Annotated in this window: 17 protein-coding genes; 8 read left to right on the forward strand and 9 right to left on the reverse strand. The window is 74.0% G+C overall.

The window, feature by feature from the left end; translation table 11 throughout:
* The first annotated feature begins 33 nt into the window (after window positions 1–33).
* Entirely contained in the window at window positions 34–492 is a 459-nt protein-coding gene (locus tag KYT88_RS10880) for an Hsp20/alpha crystallin family protein (protein ID WP_043582759.1), read from the forward strand.
* A gap of 92 nt (window positions 493–584) precedes the next feature.
* Here the strand turns inward: KYT88_RS10880 and KYT88_RS10885 are convergent, their stop codons facing one another.
* The 4 genes from KYT88_RS10885 to KYT88_RS10900 all read right to left on the reverse strand — a co-directional run bounded on the left by KYT88_RS10885 (window position 585) and on the right by KYT88_RS10900 (window position 7,462).
* Window positions 585–3,101, reverse strand: coding sequence for a GNAT family N-acetyltransferase (locus KYT88_RS10885; protein ID WP_043582758.1), 2,517 nt, complete (start codon window positions 3,099–3,101; stop codon window positions 585–587).
* Window positions 3,098–4,477, reverse strand: a complete 1,380-nt coding sequence (locus tag KYT88_RS10890; protein ID WP_043582757.1) for a lysine N(6)-hydroxylase/L-ornithine N(5)-oxygenase family protein — start codon at window positions 4,475–4,477, stop codon at window positions 3,098–3,100. The genes KYT88_RS10885 and KYT88_RS10890 overlap by 4 nt, the downstream gene beginning before the upstream one ends.
* A complete protein-coding gene (locus KYT88_RS10895) occupies window positions 4,474–6,075 on the reverse strand; it encodes a pyridoxal phosphate-dependent decarboxylase family protein (protein ID WP_081840868.1) in 1,602 nt (533 codons plus the stop codon). The genes KYT88_RS10890 and KYT88_RS10895 overlap by 4 nt, the downstream gene beginning before the upstream one ends.
* A gap of 226 nt (window positions 6,076–6,301) precedes the next feature.
* Window positions 6,302–7,462, reverse strand: a complete 1,161-nt coding sequence (locus tag KYT88_RS10900) for a phosphoribosylaminoimidazolecarboxamide formyltransferase (protein ID WP_043582756.1) — start codon at window positions 7,460–7,462, stop codon at window positions 6,302–6,304.
* Between the two features lie 171 nt (window positions 7,463–7,633).
* On the opposite strand from KYT88_RS10900, the gene KYT88_RS10905 reads away from it, so the two are divergent.
* From KYT88_RS10905 to KYT88_RS10935, 7 genes are all read left to right on the forward strand, one after another.
* Window positions 7,634–7,945 carry a hypothetical protein gene (locus tag KYT88_RS10905; protein ID WP_043582754.1) on the forward strand — a complete coding sequence of 104 codons (312 nt, stop codon included), beginning with the start codon at window positions 7,634–7,636 and terminating at the stop codon, window positions 7,943–7,945.
* Between the two features lies 1 nt (window position 7,946).
* The gene (locus KYT88_RS10910; protein WP_167332587.1) at window positions 7,947–8,102 is read left to right on the forward strand and encodes a hypothetical protein; all 156 of its coding nucleotides are present in this window, start codon (window positions 7,947–7,949) and stop codon (window positions 8,100–8,102) included.
* A 102-nt stretch (window positions 8,103–8,204) separates the two neighbouring features.
* The gene (locus tag KYT88_RS10915; protein ID WP_043582752.1) at window positions 8,205–8,489 is read left to right on the forward strand and encodes a hypothetical protein; all 285 of its coding nucleotides are present in this window, start codon (window positions 8,205–8,207) and stop codon (window positions 8,487–8,489) included.
* Window positions 8,486–8,779 (forward strand): hypothetical protein, encoded by a 294-nt coding sequence (locus tag KYT88_RS10920; protein WP_043582750.1) that lies wholly within the window; start codon window positions 8,486–8,488, stop codon window positions 8,777–8,779. Before KYT88_RS10915 ends, KYT88_RS10920 begins: the two co-directional genes overlap by 4 nt.
* 46 nt (window positions 8,780–8,825) lie before the next feature.
* Window positions 8,826–9,722 carry a glucose 1-dehydrogenase gene (locus KYT88_RS10925; protein ID WP_043582748.1) on the forward strand — a complete coding sequence of 299 codons (897 nt, stop codon included), beginning with the start codon at window positions 8,826–8,828 and terminating at the stop codon, window positions 9,720–9,722.
* Window positions 9,723–9,858: 136 nt separating this feature from the next.
* Window positions 9,859–10,590, forward strand: a complete 732-nt coding sequence (locus KYT88_RS10930; protein WP_043582746.1) for a hypothetical protein — start codon at window positions 9,859–9,861, stop codon at window positions 10,588–10,590.
* A 125-nt stretch (window positions 10,591–10,715) separates the two neighbouring features.
* On the forward strand, window positions 10,716–11,597 hold the full coding sequence (locus KYT88_RS10935) for a Rieske (2Fe-2S) protein (RefSeq protein ID WP_043582744.1): 882 nt from the start codon (window positions 10,716–10,718) through the stop codon (window positions 11,595–11,597).
* Window positions 11,598–11,608: 11 nt separating this feature from the next.
* Here the strand turns inward: KYT88_RS10935 and KYT88_RS10940 are convergent, their stop codons facing one another.
* From KYT88_RS10940 to KYT88_RS10960, 5 genes are read right to left on the reverse strand one after another with little or no spacing between them, the layout of a single operon-like run.
* The gene (locus KYT88_RS10940; protein WP_051629148.1) at window positions 11,609–12,847 is read right to left on the reverse strand and encodes an MFS transporter; all 1,239 of its coding nucleotides are present in this window, start codon (window positions 12,845–12,847) and stop codon (window positions 11,609–11,611) included.
* Entirely contained in the window at window positions 12,844–13,428 is a 585-nt protein-coding gene (locus tag KYT88_RS10945; protein WP_051629147.1) for a helix-turn-helix domain-containing protein, read from the reverse strand. The genes KYT88_RS10940 and KYT88_RS10945 overlap by 4 nt, the downstream gene beginning before the upstream one ends.
* A 60-nt stretch (window positions 13,429–13,488) precedes the next feature.
* On the reverse strand, window positions 13,489–14,688 hold the full coding sequence (locus KYT88_RS10950; protein WP_043582740.1) for an MFS transporter: 1,200 nt from the start codon (window positions 14,686–14,688) through the stop codon (window positions 13,489–13,491).
* Window positions 14,689–14,737: 49 nt separating this feature from the next.
* Window positions 14,738–16,189, reverse strand: a complete 1,452-nt coding sequence (locus KYT88_RS10955; RefSeq protein WP_043582738.1) for an SPFH domain-containing protein — start codon at window positions 16,187–16,189, stop codon at window positions 14,738–14,740.
* Window positions 16,190–16,220: 31 nt separating this feature from the next.
* Window positions 16,221–16,709, reverse strand: coding sequence for an NfeD family protein (locus KYT88_RS10960; RefSeq protein ID WP_043582736.1), 489 nt, complete (start codon window positions 16,707–16,709; stop codon window positions 16,221–16,223).
* Window position 16,710 lies beyond the last annotated feature (1 nt).

A 16,710-nucleotide genomic window follows, 5' to 3' on the forward strand; every position in this document is an offset into this window, starting at 1 on the left:
GATCATCACCGCAGATCATCAGAGGAGTCGAGCATGAACATGACCTTCGATCCGTTCCGCGAGCTGGACCGCGCCATGGGCGCGCTGGCCGAGACCCGCCAGGCGAACCGTCCGATGCCCATCGACCTGCACCGCGAGGGCGACACCTACGTGCTGGCCGCCGACCTGCCCGGCATCGACCCGGGCTCGGTCGACATCGACGTGGACGGCCAGCTGCTCACCATCCGCGCCGAGCGCACGCTCGCCGGCGACCAGAACGTCCGGTGGCTCACGCGCGAGCGCGTCGCCGGCACGTTCCTCCGCCAGCTCACCCTCGGCCAGGGCATCGACACGGAGCGCATCTCGGCGCACTACGCCAACGGCGTGCTGAGCGTCACCATCCCCGTGAGCGAGCGGGCGAAGCCGCGCAAGATCGCGGTCACGTCCGACGAGCAGCAGGGCCAGGGCGGCCAGACGCTGACGGTGGAGCAGGGCGCGCCCGCCGCGAGCTGATCCACCCGGCGGCGCCCCGGCGCCGCGCACGACGAGGAGCCGTCGTCCGCATGAGCGGGCGGCGGCTCCTCCGCGTGTCCGGGCGAGCGGCGTCAGCCGATGCGCGGCCGCAGCCCTCGATGGATCGCGAGCGGGTTCCGCAGCGAGCCGTGGATCTGCATCACCGGCGCCTGCAGGTCGACCATCCGCCGGTTGTCGCGCAGCTGCAGCCGGTTGAGGCACGAGCGGTCGAACGACGGCGTGAACAGGTCGAACCGGGAGAAGCGCTCCGCGAGCTCCGGGTGCGCGCGCTCGTGGTCGGCGAGCGCCTCCGCGGCCACGCGCCACAGGCCCTCGGGGCCGAGGTCGTCGCGGTCCTCGAGGAGCGCGGCGGCGAAGCGCAGGAAGCCGTCCATGACGTCGGTGAAGACCGTGAGGGTGCGCTCCTCCTCGGGGATCTCCATGCGGATCCGTCGGACGTCCTCCGGCAGCTCGCGCTCCGTGTCGAAGAGGGCGACCTCCTCGGCGATGTCCTTCATCAGCACGCGCACGACGACGTGGTCGCGGAGCACGAGGATCACGTTCTCGCCGTGCGGCATGAACGCGAGGTCATGCGCGATCAGCGCGTGGGCGAGCGGCACGAGGTAGGCGTCGAGCCAGCGGCGGAGCCACCCGGCAGCGCCGATCCCGGACGCGTCGATGAGCGCGCCCAGCACCGCGTCGCCGTGGGCGTCGACGTGCAGCAGGCTCGTCATGCTCATCAGCCGCTCGCCCTCCCCGAGCCCCGGCACGGGCGACTCGCGCCAGAGCGCGGACAGCATCTTGCCGTGGGAGTGGCCGGGCGGCAGCGCGGACTCGACGCGCTCGTCGCGCACGCCGACCGCGGCGACCTCGCGGAGGATCCCGAAGCCGAGCCGCGCGAACTCCGCGTCGCCCGTCACGAGCGCGTGAACCCAGTCGTTGATCGCCGGGGTGACGGCCATGTAGGCCGGCGAGAGGCCGCGCGTGAAGCCCATGTTGAGGATCGACAGCGAGGTCTTCACGTAGCAGCGCTCGGGGGTCGTGCGGTTGGCCCACGTGCGGATGGACTGCTGCGCGCCGTACTCGTCGTCGCCCGTGCCCAGGAGCACGATGTCGCGCCGCGCGACGAGGCCCGCGAAGGTCACCGTGACGACGTTCTCCCACTGCCACGGGTGCACCGGCACGAGCACGCGCTCGGCGGGGTCGATGCCGAGCTGCTCCATGCGGGCGCGGAAGCGAGCGCGGACGGATCCGCCGAGCTCCGCGTCGAGGAACGCCTCCCGGTCGAGGCCGTCGATCGCCGTGAACCGGGCGAGGCGCTCGTGGACGGCGAGCCAGAGGATCCGCACGTCCTCCCCGGCCTCGGGCGCGTACCGGTCGTGGTCGTCGAGGTCGAAGCCGATGCGGCCGTTGGTGGCGACGAAGCAGGGGTGCCCCTCGTCCATCGTCGACTCGACCTCCGCGTACGAGGCCGTGAGGAGGCCTCGCGCATCCGGCACGTCGCGGAGGCGCGAGAAGGCGGCGGCCGACAGCGTGCTCTGGATCTCGTCGAGGTAGACGGGCAGCACCTCGTCGGTGATCTCGAGGCGGTCGCGGAGGTCGAGCACGAGGTCGGTCGCGTCGAGGTCGGCGGGCTGGCCGTCGACCGTGCGGCGGATGCTCGCCTCGTCGACGTCCCAGTGGTCGAGCTCGAGGACCCGGGCCCGGTACGCGTACGCGCTCCGGCCGTCGGCGCTCGCGACGCGGTAGTCGGCCCAGCGCCTCGGGTCATGCGGACGGCGGGGGGCGCCGGCGGGGGGCTCGGGATCCACGCGCTCGGGCGCGATGAGCAGCTCGTGGGCGAACTCGGCGAGCGCCTTGCGCACGAGGTGGCGGGTGGCGGCGGCCCACACGTCGGGGCGGAGGTGCGCGGCGGGGTGGACGCGGGGATCCGGCTCGGCGGTCCTCGACGCGGCGGCCGGCCGGGCCTCCGGGTGGGTGTCGAGGGGGCGGTCGTGGGTGAGGGTCATGGCGGGTCCGTCCGTGGGGGTGGCGTGCAGGAGGGCGTCGTCGCGGGTGGCGACGCTGAGGAGCGCGTGCTTCGTGCCGAGGTCGACGACGCGGAGCGGCCGGAAGCCGACGAGCTCGTTGAGGCGCTGGATCCGGGTGTTGCGGACGTCCGGCTCCACGACGAGGCGCTCCACGGCCGGGTCCCGGAGCAGGTGCGCGACGACGTGCCGCATCACGGCGGTCGTGAATCCCGGCAGCGGATCGCCCGTCGGCGGGCCGACGAGCAGGTGCATGCCGCGGTCGCCGGGGAGCGGATCGAGGTGCGCGCCGACGGGGTCGTCGGCCGGGTCGTACGCCTCCACGAGGAACGCGGGGACGCCGTCGTGCAGGCCGATCCAGGCCTCGCGCCGGGGATCCGCCGCGATCGCCGCGTACTCGGCCCGCACGTCGCCGAGGGTCGCGTGCTCCATCTGCCAGAAGCGGGCGCGCGGCGCGGTGACCCAGGCGTGCACGAGGGCGGCGTCGGCGTCCGGCTCGAGCGGGCGCATCGCGAGCGGGTAGCCGCGCTCGGCCGTGGAGCGTGCCACGGCGGGCGCGGGCGCGGAGGCGGGCGCGCTCACGCGAGCACCCCCGAGCCGGCCGCGGGCGCGTCGTCCGGCAGCCCGAACTCCTGGAACGCGATCCGCTCCTCCACCGCGTAGTCCTCGCGGCCCCTGATGGCGCGCAGGATCCGCGAGTTGCGGTGCGCGGTCATGCCGAGGTCGGGCGCGACGAAGCCGTGCGTGTGCACCTCCGCGTTCTGCACGAAGAGAGTGCCGGCGTCGTCGACCGTGTGCTCGCGCGCCACGTCGAGGCGGCCGCGCGCGTCGCGGTGCACGTGGGCGCCGAGCCCGTCGAGGATCCGCGGGGCCTGTGCGTCGTACCCGCTCGCCATGATCACCGCGCCCGTGGGCCAGTCGCGCTCGGCGCCCGTCTCCGCGTGCCGCAGCCCGAGGACCGCGCCGCCGTCGGGCGTCGCGCGCGACGACACGACCTCCGCGTTGGTCAGCAGCCGTGTCGGCACCCCGGATCCGGCGTCGCCGCCTGCCGCGAGCTGCCCCTCCGCCCGCAGCGCGTCGAACGCGAGCCGCTTCCGGTAGAGCGTGTGGAAGACCTCGTCGATGAGCTCCGAGTCGATGCCCTTGTAGAGGTTCCGCTGCTCGCGCAGCAGCACCTCGCGCGCATCCGCGGGCAGGCCGAAGAAGTGGTCGCTGTACTCGGGGCTCGTCATCTCGAGCGTGAGGCGCGTGTACTCGAGCGGGAAGAACCGCGGCGAGCGCGTGATCCAGTCGAGCCGGTAGCCGCGGGAGTCCACGTCCTCGAGGAGGTCGCGGTAGATCTCGGCCGCGCTCTGCCCGCTGCCGACCACCGTGATCGCGTCCCGCTCCTGCAGCGCGTCCTTGGCGCCGAGGTAGCCCGAGCTGTGGATCACGCCCGGCAGGTCGCGGACGGCCTCGGGTAGCCACGGCGGCGTGCCGACGCCGACCACGAGGTTCCGGCCGCGGTGCACGTGCGCGGCGCCCGCGGCGTCGACCGACTCGACGACGTACGCGCCCTCGGCCTCGTCGTAGCGGATCGCCCGCACGTCGCGGTCGAGCTCGATCCCGCGCGCCCGCTCCGCCGCCCACCGGCAGTACGCGACGTACTCGCTGCGCAGCACGAAGAAGTCCTCGCGGATGTAGAAGGAGTAGAGCCGCCCGGTGTCCTTGAGGTACGCGAGGAACGAGAACCGCGAGGTCGGATCCGCGAGCGTCACCAGGTCGGCGAGGAACGGCGTCTGCAGGTGCGCGGTGGGCAGCATCATGCCGGGGTGCCAGTCGAAGCGGGGCTTCCGCTCGAGCACCACGAGGTCGAGGTCGAGCGGATCCGCGAGGCAGGCGAGGCCGAGGTTCGCGGGGCCGAGGCCGATCGCGACGACATCGTGGATGCGGTCGGGGGCGGTCACGGCGGCGCTCATCGGGCGACCTCCGCCGCGGCGGCAGGCTCAGCGGCGGACGCGGGTGCGTCCAGCCCGGCATCGAGCGCGTCGCCCGCCGCCATCACCATCCCCAGGATCTCCGCGATGTGCGCGTCCGTCGTCGCCGGGTTGAGCAGCGTGAGCTTGAGGTGCGCGCGGCCGCCGACGCGTGTGGCGGCGACCATCGCGCGGCCGGAGTCCTGGATCGCCTGCCGGATGCCGCGGTTGACGGCGTCCGAGCGCGTCCCCGCGTCGGGTCCCGCGGATCCGTCCCGCTCCCCCGCCGGCACGTACCGGAACACGAGCGCGCTGATCTCCGGCCGCACCACGACCTCGAGCGCCGGATCCCGCCGCAGCGCGGACCACGTGCGGTCGGCGAGCGCGATGACGTCGTCGAGCATCCGCCCCACCCCGTCGGCGCCCACGGTCCGCAGCGTCAGCCACAGCTTCAGCGCGTCGAAGCGCCGTGTGGTCTGCAGCGACTTGTCGACCTGGTTCGGGATCTCCTCGTGCGCGCGGTCGGCCGGGTTCAGGTAGTCGGCGTGCAGCGTCGCGTGCCGGAGCGTGCGGCCGTCGCGCACGAGGAGCGCGCTGGAGCTCACGGGCTGGAAGAACGTCTTGTGGTAGTCGACGGTCACGGAGTCGGCGCGCGCGATGCCGTCGAGGAGGTGCCGGTGCCGGAGCGACGTCAGGAGCCCGCCGCCGTACGCGGCGTCGACGTGCAGCCAGATCCCCTCGCGCCGGCACACGTTCCCGATCGCGGGCAGCGGGTCGACGCTGCCGAAGTCGGTGGTGCCCGCGGTCGCGACGACGGCGACCGGCAGGAGCCCGGCCGCGTAGCAGCGCGCGAGCTCCTGCTCGAGGGCGTCGACGCGCATCCGCTTGGCGTCGTCGCTCGGCACGCGCACGACCGCGTCGGGGGCGAGGCCGAGGATCCGCGCGCTCTTCTCGACGCTGAAGTGGCCGACGTCGCTGACGAGGATCCGCATCCGCTGCCGGTCGGCTGCCGTGAGCCCGTGCACGGCCGCGGCCTCGTCGCGGGCGAGCAGCAGCGCCTGCAGGTTGGACTGGCTGCCGCCGCTCGTGAAGACGCCGTCCGCGTCCTCGCCGAGCCCGGCGCGGCCCGCGGTCCAGTCGATGAGCGCGCGCTCGATGAGGGTGGCACCCGCGCTCTGGTCCCACGTGTCCATCGAGGTGTTGACGCTCGAGAGGATGAGCTCGCCCGCGATGGCCGGGATGAGGATCGGGCAGTTGAGGTGCGCGACGTACGACGGGTCGTGGAACCAGACCGCGTCGCGGAGGTACAGGTCGTCGAGCTCGTCGAGGGCGTCGTCCAGGCCGCCGAGCGGGCGGTCGAGGTCGAGCCCGGCGAACGAGCCGCGGAGCCGGTCGGGCGTGATCCCGGTGAACGGGCCGTCGGCGCGTCGGGCGGCCCCGCGGACGTGGTCGGCGGCGGCGCGGAGGGCGGCGTCCCAGCCGGGGAGCGTCCGGTCGGAGAACAGCTCGTCGGCGGGATCCGCGGCGGCCGTGACGACGGCCGACCGGGGGTCGTCGAGCGTCGGATCGGAGGGACGGGAGGCGTGCGGGGAGAGGGTCATGGGTCCTTCGTCGATTCGATGGGGAGCCGTGTCCGGGTCACGAGCACCCTGCATGGTTAGGCAAGGCTCACCTAATATGAAGGCGCTCGGGCGGGAACGCAACCCGGCAGACGACGACTCGCGGGGACCCTCCGCGGGGCCATCGCGCGACCCCGTTTCGGGGGCGTCCGCGGGGGGATCCCGTGCGCGGATCCCGCCGATGCGGGGACGGGATCCGTCGCCCGGATCAGTGGTGGAACAGCCGCAGACCGGTCCGGACGCGGGTGATGCCGTGCTCGGCGCAGGCCGCCGCGACCTCGTCGGCGCGCACCGAGCCGCCGGGCTCCGCGATGTACCGGACGCCGTGCCGACGCGCGTGGTCGACGTTGTCGCGGAACGGGAGGAAGCCGTCCGACACGAAGCCGACCCCGTCGAGACCCGCCATCCACCGCCGGCGGTCGTCGGCGACGAGGTCCGGAGCGCGACCGACGAGCGCCGCCGCCAACCGCGCGCCCTCGTCGGCCGTCATGTCGCCCTCGAGGCACCGGATCCGCCAGTTGATCCGCTCCTGGCGGCTGACCCCGTCCCGGAACGCCATGTCGCGCACGGCCGGGAGACGCCGCAGCCACCAGGTGTCGGCCTTCGCCCCGGCGAGCCGGGTGCAGTCCACCCGCGACTGCTGCCCGGCGCCGATCCCCAGCGTCACGCCGTCGCGCACGTAGGCGACGGAGTTGGACTGCGTGTATCGGAGGGCGACCATGCCGAGCAGCAGGTCGTCCACGGCGTGGTCCGGCAGCGCCTCGCCATCCGCGTGCGCGAGCAGCCCGCGGTCGATCACCACCCGGTCCGTCGGCTGCGTGAGACGCACCCCGAAGACGTCCCTCGACTCCTCGGGCGGCGGCACGAAGCCCTCGTCCGCCTCCAGGACGACGAACGCGCCCTTCTTCTTCCGGCGCAGGATCTCGACGGCGCCGTCCTCGAAGCCCGGAGCCATGATCCCGTCGGAGACCATCCCCGCGAGGCGCATGGCCAGACCACGGGACACGGCATGGCCGATCGCGACGAAGTCCCCGTAGGACGACTTGGGGTCGGCGTCCCGCGCCCGGAGGTACGCGCTCGTCACGTCGTCGACCTCCTCGGCAGCAGCGAGCCCCGATTCGGCGCGGACCACCGCGTCCAACGAACCGGCACGCGCGACGCCAGCCGGGGACACGTGCTTGAAGGACGCCGCGACGACCGCCCCGAGCGCGACGCTCGCCTCGCGCACGAGCTGCCACGCGTTCACCGCGTCCAGCACGTTGACGTAGGACGGATCGCCGTTGACGATCCCGAACGGCAGACCACCCGGCCCCGCTGCCGTCATCCGCGCCGGCGCCCGGTGCGGGTTGATCCCGTATCGCATGTCCATGTCGCCGTCGCCTCCCGCGCCCGTGGTGTCGCTCGGAGGCCGATGCGCCGGAGGCGCGGGAGGCCGGTGAACGTGAGCGGCCAGTGAACCAAGGGGCGGCGGTGCGCCGCCGGGCGCGTGCACATCCGCGGCACCACGGTCGCGACGGGCCGCCGCTCGTAGGGTGGGAGCATGAGCGACCGAGACGAGAAGGCAGACGGCATCCGCACCGGGCGCGGCCCCGGGGATCCCGACGGGCTGGTGACCGTCGACGACGTGGTCTCCGACGACGACGCTCCGGCGGGCGTCGGCGACGCGGTCCGCGATCCCGACGGGACGACCTACGGCACGCCCGAGGTGGACACCCTCGAGGTCGAGGACGCGGATCCGGCGAGCGCCGCGTACCCCGCGGTCCCCGACAACCGCTCCGTCACCGCGGCCGACTCGCACATGAGCGCGCCCGCCGACGACGCCGCCGGGCACGTCGACCCCGAGGGCCGCTGACGTGACGGATCCGGCCGCCGCCGACGCCCCGCGCAAGCCGCTGGCCGAGCCCGCGCCCGTCGACGCCGACTCGGTGGCGGAGCTCGCCGAGGCCGCGGAGGAGGATGCCCGGGACGACGCCGCCGACCCGTTCGGCGAAGGCCCCGACGACCAGTGATCCACCCCGGGACGCGCCGCCACGACGGGTCCCCGACGCCGCACATGCGCGTTGCCTGAACGCCACCACACGCTTCCGGAGGCCGAGCGTAGCGTCGGACGCATGGACACCGACGACCCGCGCCTCCAGCCCGCGGACACCTCAGACACCAACCAGGACAAGGACTTCATCTCGCCCAGCGAGGACGACACGCGCGTCAAGCAGGAGCAGCAGATCACCGAGAGCGAGGGCGTCTCCGACGACGTGCCCGCCGCCGCGGACGACGTGCAGGTGCTCCCCGGATCGGGCGGACCCGACGACGTCGGCGAGATCGACGTGGATCCCGACGAGCTCAACCTGAGCGGAGACTCGATCCCCGGCCACCCCAAGCCCGAGGCCGGTGCATGACCGTGACCGACGCCACCGCCACCCCCGCTGACGACGCCACCGGCGATGACACGGCGCTCGACACCGAGGCCCTCGCGAACGAGACCGTCGTGAACGACGCCGTCGCGGGTGAGACCGTCCTCCCGGACACCGACGAGCCCGTCGAGGAGCCCGACGACGACGCCGTCATGGGCGCCGACGCGGAGCCCACCTCCGACGTCCTCGGCGTCGACGGGGAGGCGGAGCCCGTCCTCGCGGAGAACGACCTCGCGGGCCAGGACATCGACCTCGACGACACCCCGCCCAGCTGATCCACTCCCCACCTTCCCGCACGCAGATCACAGCACCAGGAGACACATGAGCACCGACCAGTACGCGTTCCAGGACCCGACCAAGATGTACGCGGAGATCCAGCCCAGCGCGCAGCAGCAGGACGGGCCCGGCCTCGACGCCGCGCTCGACGACACCGCGGACCGCGGCGAGAAGACGTACCGCGGATCGAACCGCCTCGTGGGACGCAAGGCCCTCGTGACCGGCGCCGACTCCGGCATCGGCGCGGCCGTCGCCATCGCCTACGCCCGCGAGGGCGCGGACGTCGCGCTCTCCTACCTCCCCGAGGAGGAGGAGGACGCGAAGAAGGTCGTCGCCCTCATCGAGGAGGCGGGACGCACGGCCGTCGCCATCCCCGGCGACATCGCCACGGCGGAGTTCAGCCGCGAGCTCGTCGCGAAGGCGGTCGATGGCCTCGGCGGCCTCGACATCGTCGTGAACAACGCGGGCAAGCAGCAGAACTTCGACTCCCTCGAGGACATCTCGGACGAGGAGTTCGACGTCACCTTCAAGACCAACGTCTACGCGATGTTCTGGATCACGAAGGCCGCGCTCCCCCACCTCAAGCCCGGCTCGTCGATCATCAACACGTCGTCGATCCAGGCCTACGCGCCCTCGCCGAACCTCGTGCACTACGCCACGACCAAGGCGTCGATCAACGCGTTCTCGAAGGGCCTCGCGCAGCAGCTCGCGCCCAAGGGCATCCGCGTGAACGTCGTCGCGCCCGGCCCGATCTGGACCCCGCTGCAGACCGCGGGCGGCCAGCCCGAGGACGCGCTGCCCGAGTTCGGCGAGGACACCCCCCTCGGCCGAGCCGGCCAGCCCGCCGAGCTCGCGCCCGCCTACGTGTTCCTCGCCTCCAACGAGTCGAGCTACGTGGTCGGCGAGACGCTGAACGTCAACGGCGGCATGCCGACGCCGTAGCGGACCCCGTTCCGACGGACCGCTCGACAGAACCGCCCGACGCCCGGACCGACCAGATGGTCGGCCCGGGCGTCGCCGCGTGCCGCTCGACGATCTGGAGCCGGACGCCGGGAGCGCACCGGAATAGGGTCGGGAGATGTCCGGCACCCCGGCCCGCGTCGGCGGGAACGTCCTCGCGGGGCTGGTCTCCGCCGTCCGCCTCGTCCGCCGGCCGCGACCGCTGCATCCGCACGGCGTCGCGCTCTCCGGGACTCTGACGCCCGTCGCCGGTCGCGCGGCATCGGGGCTCGCCTGGCTCGATGGGCTTGACGAGACGCTCGCCGTCGACGCCCGGTTCTCGCGGGGCGGCGGCCTCCCCGCGGCGCTCCCCGACGTGCTCGGGCTCGCGCTGCGGATACCGGGTGAGGGCGGCACCACGGTCGACGTGCTGCTCGCCACCACCGGGATCTCGCCCACCGGCCGGTTCCTGCTGGCGCCGCGGCGCGCCCTCTCGGGGGCGCGGTTGACGACGCTGATGCCGTACCGCGGATCAGCCGGGCCCGTGCTGCTCGGCGTGCTGGTGGACGCGGATCCGCCGCTCCCCGCGGGCGCGGACGACCTCGGTCGCGCGCTCGCGACGCGACCCGCGCGCATGCGGCTGGTGCACGCGACACCACGCGGACTCTGGCACGTCGCCGCGCGCATCGAGCTGACGCACGACGCCGCGGGACCGCTCGACACGGCGGCGCGCGCGGATCCCGTGCTCGCGGCACCGCCCGGCGACACGACGTACCCCTGGACGCGCCGGCTCCGCTCCCCCGGCTACCGCGTCGCGCGCGCGGGCCGACCGGTCGCGTCCCGGCACGCGTCCCACGATCCGGACGCCTGACCTGCGTGCCGCCGACGTGACATCAGCGCCCTCGACGCGGGTCGTGCGCCCTTGTCACTGCTCGCGGTCAGGCGTTGCCTGGAGTCAGAGCGTCGACGGCGGCGCCGGAACCGGCAGGAGACCCCATGAGGGAGCTGAGGCTCGTCGCGGCCATCGCGAGGATCGAGGACGCGGAGGCGCTGGATCCGATCGTCGACCGGGTGAAGGGCGTCGTCACCGCGCTGCTCAAGCCGCGCGCGCTGGCCGACCTCCTGCACGGCGTGCCGTTCGGGCACCCGCTGCACCCCGTGGCCGTGCTGATCCCCACCGGCGCCTGGCTCTCCTCCGCGGTGCTCGACCTCCTGCCCGGCAACGAGAAGGCCAGCCGCGCGCTCGTGGGCGTCGGCGTGCTGAGCGCGGCGCCCTCCATCGTGTCCGGCTACGCCGACTGGTCGCAGCTGCACGAGCAGCAGATGCGCGTCGGCATCGTGCACTCCGCCGCGAACGCGCTCGCGACGGGCATCTACGGGCTGTCGTGGATCCAGCGGGCCCGCGGCAAGCACACGAGCGGCAAGGTCCTCGGGCTCGCGGGCCTCGGACTCGTCTCGGCCGGCGGCTTCCTCGGCGGGCACCTCGCCTACCGCCAGGCGGCGGGCGCGAACCACGCCGAGGACGTGCCGCACCGCTTCCCCGCGGGCTGGCAGGAGCTCGGCCACCTCGACGAGCTGCCCGACGGCCGCCTCGCGACGCGCGACGTCGCGGGCCTGCCGCTCCTGGTGCGCCGGAACGGCATGACCGTGGATGCGCTGAGCGACGTGTGCAGCCACCTCTCCGCGCCGCTCCACGAGGGCGAGCTCGGCACGGACCCGAAGACCGGCGAGGCGTGCGTCACCTGCCCGTGGCACGACAGCGTGTTCAGCCTGAAGACCGGAGCGGTGATCCACGGCCCCGCGACCGCGCCGCAGCCCCGCTTCGAGACGCGCGTCACCGGCGGGCTCGTGGAGGTGCGGCTGCCGAACGCGGGCTGACCCGCGGCGCGTCAGCCGGTCGGCTCCGGGCCGAGCGGTCCCGCGTCCACCCGCGGCCCGGCTCGCAGCAGGGCCGCCGCCGCACCCGCGAGCACGACGCACATCACGACGATGAGCGCCCGGTACGGCACGTGGGCGACGAGGGACGCCCCCACCGCGATGGCCGCCGTCTGCGGAACCGTCAACGCCATGTCGAAGGCCGAGTACACGCGGCCGCGCAGCCGATCGGGCGATCGCCGCTGGATGAGGGTCGTGCAGCCGACGACGAGCGGAGGCAGCGCCGCACCGAGGACGAAGGACCCGATGAGGACCGCCGTCACGTCCGGCAGCATCCAGACCAGGAAGCCCGCCGCGAGCATCGCGGACGCGCCGCCGGCGACACGCAGCTCGCCGCGCCGCCGGATCAGCCGCGCGGAGAGGACCCCGCCGACGAGGGCGCCGGCGCCCTGCAGGCTGGACGTCGCGGCGAGGAACGACGGCTCGAGGCCCAGACCCCGACTCACGACGGCGAATATCACGCTCTCCGCGAGGCCGAGCGCCACCCACACCCACGCGCAGGCGACCACGACGACGCGCAGCGCGGGGTCGAGACGGATGCGCGCGAAGCCCGCGCCGATGTCCGCCCGCGCGGAGACCCCGCGGTCGCGCGCGGACGGGGCCGGCTCGTCGACCCGGACGAGCAGCAGCGCGACGACCGCCAGGGCGAACGAGACCGCGTCGACGACGGCGACCACCCCTCCCCCGAACGCCGTGAACAGGCCGACTCCCACGATCGGGCTGAGCACGCGCGCGCCCTGCTGGAACGTCTGGAGCAGGCCGTTGGCGTCGCCGAGGAGGTCCTCCGGCACGATCGCGGGCAGGAGCGCCGACTGCGCCGAGGCGATGATCGTCGACGCGGCTCCGTACAGCGTCATGACGGCGTAGACGAGCCAGACGTCGCCGGAGTCGCGGACCAGCAGCAGGAGCAGGACGGCAGCGCCCGTCAGCGCGTTCACGACCATGAGCAGGGGCCTCCGGCGCACGCGGTCGACGAGCACCCCGACGAACGGCGACGCCAGCGCGGGCACCGCGAGGAACAGGAAGGTGGAGGCGGCGGCGCCGTCGGATCCGGTCAGCTCCCGCACCCACACCGCCGCGGAGAGGAACAGAGCCGTGTCGCCGAAGATCGAGACGATCTGCCCGCCCAGGTAGATCCGCGAACGGCGATCCCGTACGAGTCGCATCAGGGGCCGGGCGGCGATCTCCGTCACGGGGCCGGCCGCATCGGGTATCCGAGCAGGAGCAGCTCGACGGGCAGCGCACCCGCGGGTCGGGACGCGGGATCCGCGCGGCGCTCGCGGTGGAGCGGCCGGATCAGGTCCTCGATGCGTTGCCGCAGCTCCCCCAGCTCCGACGGCGTCAGCCAGTACCCGTACTGGTCGTGCACGGCGGCCGTGCGCCACTCCTCCGCGTAGTCGGACTCGGTCTCCCGCCAGGTCCCGTACCGCGTCAGCCACCGCTCGACGAGGACGCGGTGGAGGACCTCGCCCGCCCGCCGCTCGTCCTGGCTCCCCTCCGGCTCGAGGTGGAGACCGTCGCTCGCCACCTCCCACGGCCGCGCGCGCCCGCCGGGACGCGGTGCCTCGCGGACGAAGCCGTGCGCCGCCAGGTGCCGCAGGTGGAAGGAGCAGAGGCTGGGCGACGCTCCCACGCGGGGCGCGAGCTGCGACGCGGTGAACGGGCCGTCGAGCGTCAGCTCCTCGAGGATCGCGAGCCGCAGCGGATGCGCGAGCGCGCGCAGCTCGGCGGCGCCAGTGACGCGCCGTGGTTCGGACCGTGCATCGAAAGACATCTTTCGATGGTCGCGATGCGGCATCCGCGGCGCGCGCGTCCTCCACAGCCGGGGCAGGCGTCAGGCGGTGGCGTCCGCTGCCCCGCGCAGCGCCACGACCGCGAGCAGCGCGCATCCCGCGAAGACGATCGCACCCGCGACGGTCGGCAGCGCGATGCCGGAGGTCGCGAGCAGGCCGCCCAGCGCGGATCCGGCGGCGAGGCCGAGCAGGCTGACCACCCGGCCCGCAGCGCCCACGCGCCCGAGGAGGTCCGCCGGCACGAGCCGCTGCCGGAGCGTGGTCGCGCAGATGCTCCAGACCACCGCGTGCAGGATGTAGAGCGCGAGCAGGATCCCGGCGACGATCGGGTCGCGCGTCACGGCGAGGCCCGCGAGGCTCGCGGCACCGAGCGCGAGCGCCGCCGTGATGGTCCACCGGGAGCCGAGGCGGGCCCGGAGCGGGGCGGCGATCGCGGATCCGGCCAGGCCGCCGAGCGCGCTGGCCGCGAGGAGCACGCCGTAGCCGGCGGCGTCGAGTCCGAGCCGCTCGCCCGCGAAGAGCACGAGGACCGAGAACGGCAGCATGTAGCCGACGCTCGCGAGGCCGCCGATGAGGGCGAGGGATCCGACCACGCGGTGCCGGGCGAGCCAGCGCACGCCCTCCGCGGCCTCGCGGAAGACGGAGGGGCGCGGGCTCGAAGCGGAAGACGCCGGATCCACCCGCCGCGGCAGCGCGAGCGCCACCGCACCCGCCGCCACCCACAGCCCGCCCGTGGCGTACACGGGAACCGCGGCGGCGAGCGCGAACAGGATCCCGCCGAGCGGCGGCCCCACGAACTCGTCCGCCACGAGCTGCGTGCCGGTGATGCGCGCGTTCGCCCGGTCGAGCCGGTCACCCGGCACGATCGACGGCAGCACGGCGACCGCGGCCCCGTCGGCGGCGCTCTCGAGCACGCCCACCACGGCCATCACCGCGTAGAGCACCGCCAGCGACGCGACGCCCGACTGGATGGACACCGCGAGCCCCAGCACCGCGACACCCCGCAACAGGTTCGCGACGACGATCAGCGTGCGCCGGTCGAGCCGGTCGACGTACACGCCCACGGGCAGCGCGACCAGCAGCCGCACGAGCGCGTACGTGGTCGCGAGCCCGGCGACGCCGCGCGGGTCGTCGGTGAGGCCCGCCGCGACGAGCGGCATCGTGACGAAGACGAGCCCGTCCGCGAGGTTGGAGAGCGCGTTCGCGCCCCACAGCGCCCGGAACGGGCTCGTGGATCTCACGCCGTGCTCCTCGGGGCGGCGTGCGCCCCGAGGAGCCGCGGCATCGGGATCAGATCCCGGCGCCCTCGGACGCGGCCGTCTTCGGGCCGACATCCGTGGAGGTGGAACCGGCGCCGGCGGACGTGCCCGCGGCGGTCGACCCGAGGAACGAGCTCAGCGCCGTCGCGACGTCGATGCCCGTGGTGTCCTTGAGCAGCTTCGGCAGCGTCGCCATGTTCTCGGCCACCGAGCGGTTGAGCGCGTTCGCGCCGTCCGCCGAGATGATCGTCATGTTGTCGACGTTCGCCAGCGGCGCCGCCATCTCGCGGGCGATCTCCGGCATCGACGCGATGATGCGCGCCTGCAGCGCCTCGCGCGACAGCTTGTTCTGCGCCTCGGCGAGCGCGGCGGCCGCCTCGGCCTCCGCCTGTCCGCGGGCCTGGATCGCGTCGGCGTTCGCCTTCCCGAGCGCGGTGATGGACGCGGCCTCGTTCACGGCAGCGGTCTTCGCCGCCTCGGCGTTCTGCGTGCGCTGGTAGACCTCCACGTCGACCTTCGCCTTCTCGGCGTCGCGGGCCGCCTGCGCGTCCTGGACGGTCGCGTACTTGCGCGCCTCGGCGGGGAGCTCGACGTCGATGCGCAGGCGCTCCTTGGAGACCTCGGCCTGCGCGGCCACGGCGGTGCGCTCCTGGTCGGCGACGAGGCGGTCCTGCTCGGCCTTCGCCAGCTCGCCGGCCGCGTACGCGGTGGCGTTGGCGCGGTCGGTGTCGGCCTTGATGGCCGCGCGACGCAGGTCGAGCTCGAGCTGGCGCTCGGCGGTCTGCTGATCGTTCTCGATCGCGGCGAGCGCGGAGATCCGCTTGTTCTCGGCCTCCGCGACCTCGGCGACCTGGCGGGCGCGCGCGGCGTTCGAGCGGGCCCGGTCGTCGAGGTAGGAGCTGCCGGGGGTCGTGATCTCGCGGACGTTGAGCGTCTCGATCTGGAGGCCCAGCTCCGCGAGGTCGTTCTTCGTCTGGTTCACGGCCTCCTGCGCCACGACCGAGAAGCTCTTCACGAGCTCATCGACGGGACGGTCGCCGATGAGACCGCGGATCGCGCCCTCGAGCGACTGCCGCACGATCTCCGGCAGGGCGTCCTGCTGGAGGAGGTAGCGCTGCACGGCGCGGCGCACGCCGTCCTCGGTGCCCGTGACCTTGAAGTTGACGGTCGCGACGACCGCGGTGTTGATGAAGTTCGCGTCACGCGCCTCGGCCGTGACGCTCGTCTGGTACTGCTCCAGGGAGAGCGTGAATCCCTCCTGGAAGATCGGCCAGATGAAGGTCCGGCCGCCGATGATGACCTTCTGCGGGCTGGAGAAGCCCGCGCCGCCCTCGCTCTTCTCGGCGTTGCGGCCGACGATGACGAGCGCCTGGTTCGGCGGGACGCGGCGGACGCGGGAGGCGATGAACGCCACCAGCGCCACGAGTATGACGATGACGACGATGACGGCGATGGCTGTGGTGCCGCCGGAGATCAGGTCCACGGGATGGTTCCTCTCGTTGGGACGGGTGCTGCTAGGTGGTGGGGTCGGCGTCGGCGTCGGGTTCGACGCGCACGCGGAACCCGTCCTCCGAGACGACGCGGATGCGGGTGCCGACGGCGAGGTGCGCGTCGCTCATGGCGAGCCGGCGCTCCAGCTCGCGGATGTGCTCGAGCCGCACCTCGCCGCCGGCGGGCGAGGTGGGCGAGGTCACGACGCCGACCATGCCGACGGGCGAGTACGAGCCGCCGCTCTCCTGCTTCGCGACGAAGCGGACGGTGAGCTGCACCACGACGAGGGCGACGAGCGCGAGGGCGACGGCGATCGCGATGGCGCCGCCGGATCCGATGCCGGCCTGGTCGGCGAGCACGCCGCCGACGCCGTAGATGGCGAGGGCCGCGCCGAGCGCGACGCCGGAGACGAGGCCGTCGCCGCCGCCGATCGCGTCGAGCAGGTCGCCGAGCACGATGCTGGAGAGGAGGAGCAGGAGGCCGACGGCCCCGACGACCACGAAGACGATCACG

The organism is Clavibacter sp. A6099 (genome assembly GCF_021919125.1).
GTDB lineage: Bacteria > Actinomycetota > Actinomycetes > Actinomycetales > Microbacteriaceae > Clavibacter > Clavibacter seminis.

What these genes read in the sequence shown, in the direction of transcription:
- KYT88_RS10900 (WP_043582756.1), bottom strand. Translation starts at nt 7,462, where the DNA reads ATGGACATGCGATACGGGATCAACCCGCACCGGGCGCCGGCGCGGATG.
- KYT88_RS10935 (WP_043582744.1), top strand. Translation starts at nt 10,716, where the DNA reads ATGAGGGAGCTGAGGCTCGTCGCGGCCATCGCGAGGATCGAGGACGCG.
- KYT88_RS10890 (WP_043582757.1), bottom strand. Translation starts at nt 4,477, where the DNA reads ATGAGCGCCGCCGTGACCGCCCCCGACCGCATCCACGATGTCGTCGCG.
- KYT88_RS10945 (WP_051629147.1), bottom strand. Translation starts at nt 13,428, where the DNA reads ATGTCTTTCGATGCACGGTCCGAACCACGGCGCGTCACTGGCGCCGCC.
- KYT88_RS10905 (WP_043582754.1), top strand. Translation starts at nt 7,634, where the DNA reads ATGAGCGACCGAGACGAGAAGGCAGACGGCATCCGCACCGGGCGCGGC.
- KYT88_RS10880 (WP_043582759.1), top strand. Translation starts at nt 34, where the DNA reads ATGAACATGACCTTCGATCCGTTCCGCGAGCTGGACCGCGCCATGGGC.
- KYT88_RS10915 (WP_043582752.1), top strand. Translation starts at nt 8,205, where the DNA reads ATGGACACCGACGACCCGCGCCTCCAGCCCGCGGACACCTCAGACACC.
- KYT88_RS10895 (WP_081840868.1), bottom strand. Translation starts at nt 6,075, where the DNA reads ATGACCCTCTCCCCGCACGCCTCCCGTCCCTCCGATCCGACGCTCGAC.
- KYT88_RS10930 (WP_043582746.1), top strand. Translation starts at nt 9,859, where the DNA reads ATGTCCGGCACCCCGGCCCGCGTCGGCGGGAACGTCCTCGCGGGGCTG.
- KYT88_RS10925 (WP_043582748.1), top strand. Translation starts at nt 8,826, where the DNA reads ATGAGCACCGACCAGTACGCGTTCCAGGACCCGACCAAGATGTACGCG.
- KYT88_RS10920 (WP_043582750.1), top strand. Translation starts at nt 8,486, where the DNA reads ATGACCGTGACCGACGCCACCGCCACCCCCGCTGACGACGCCACCGGC.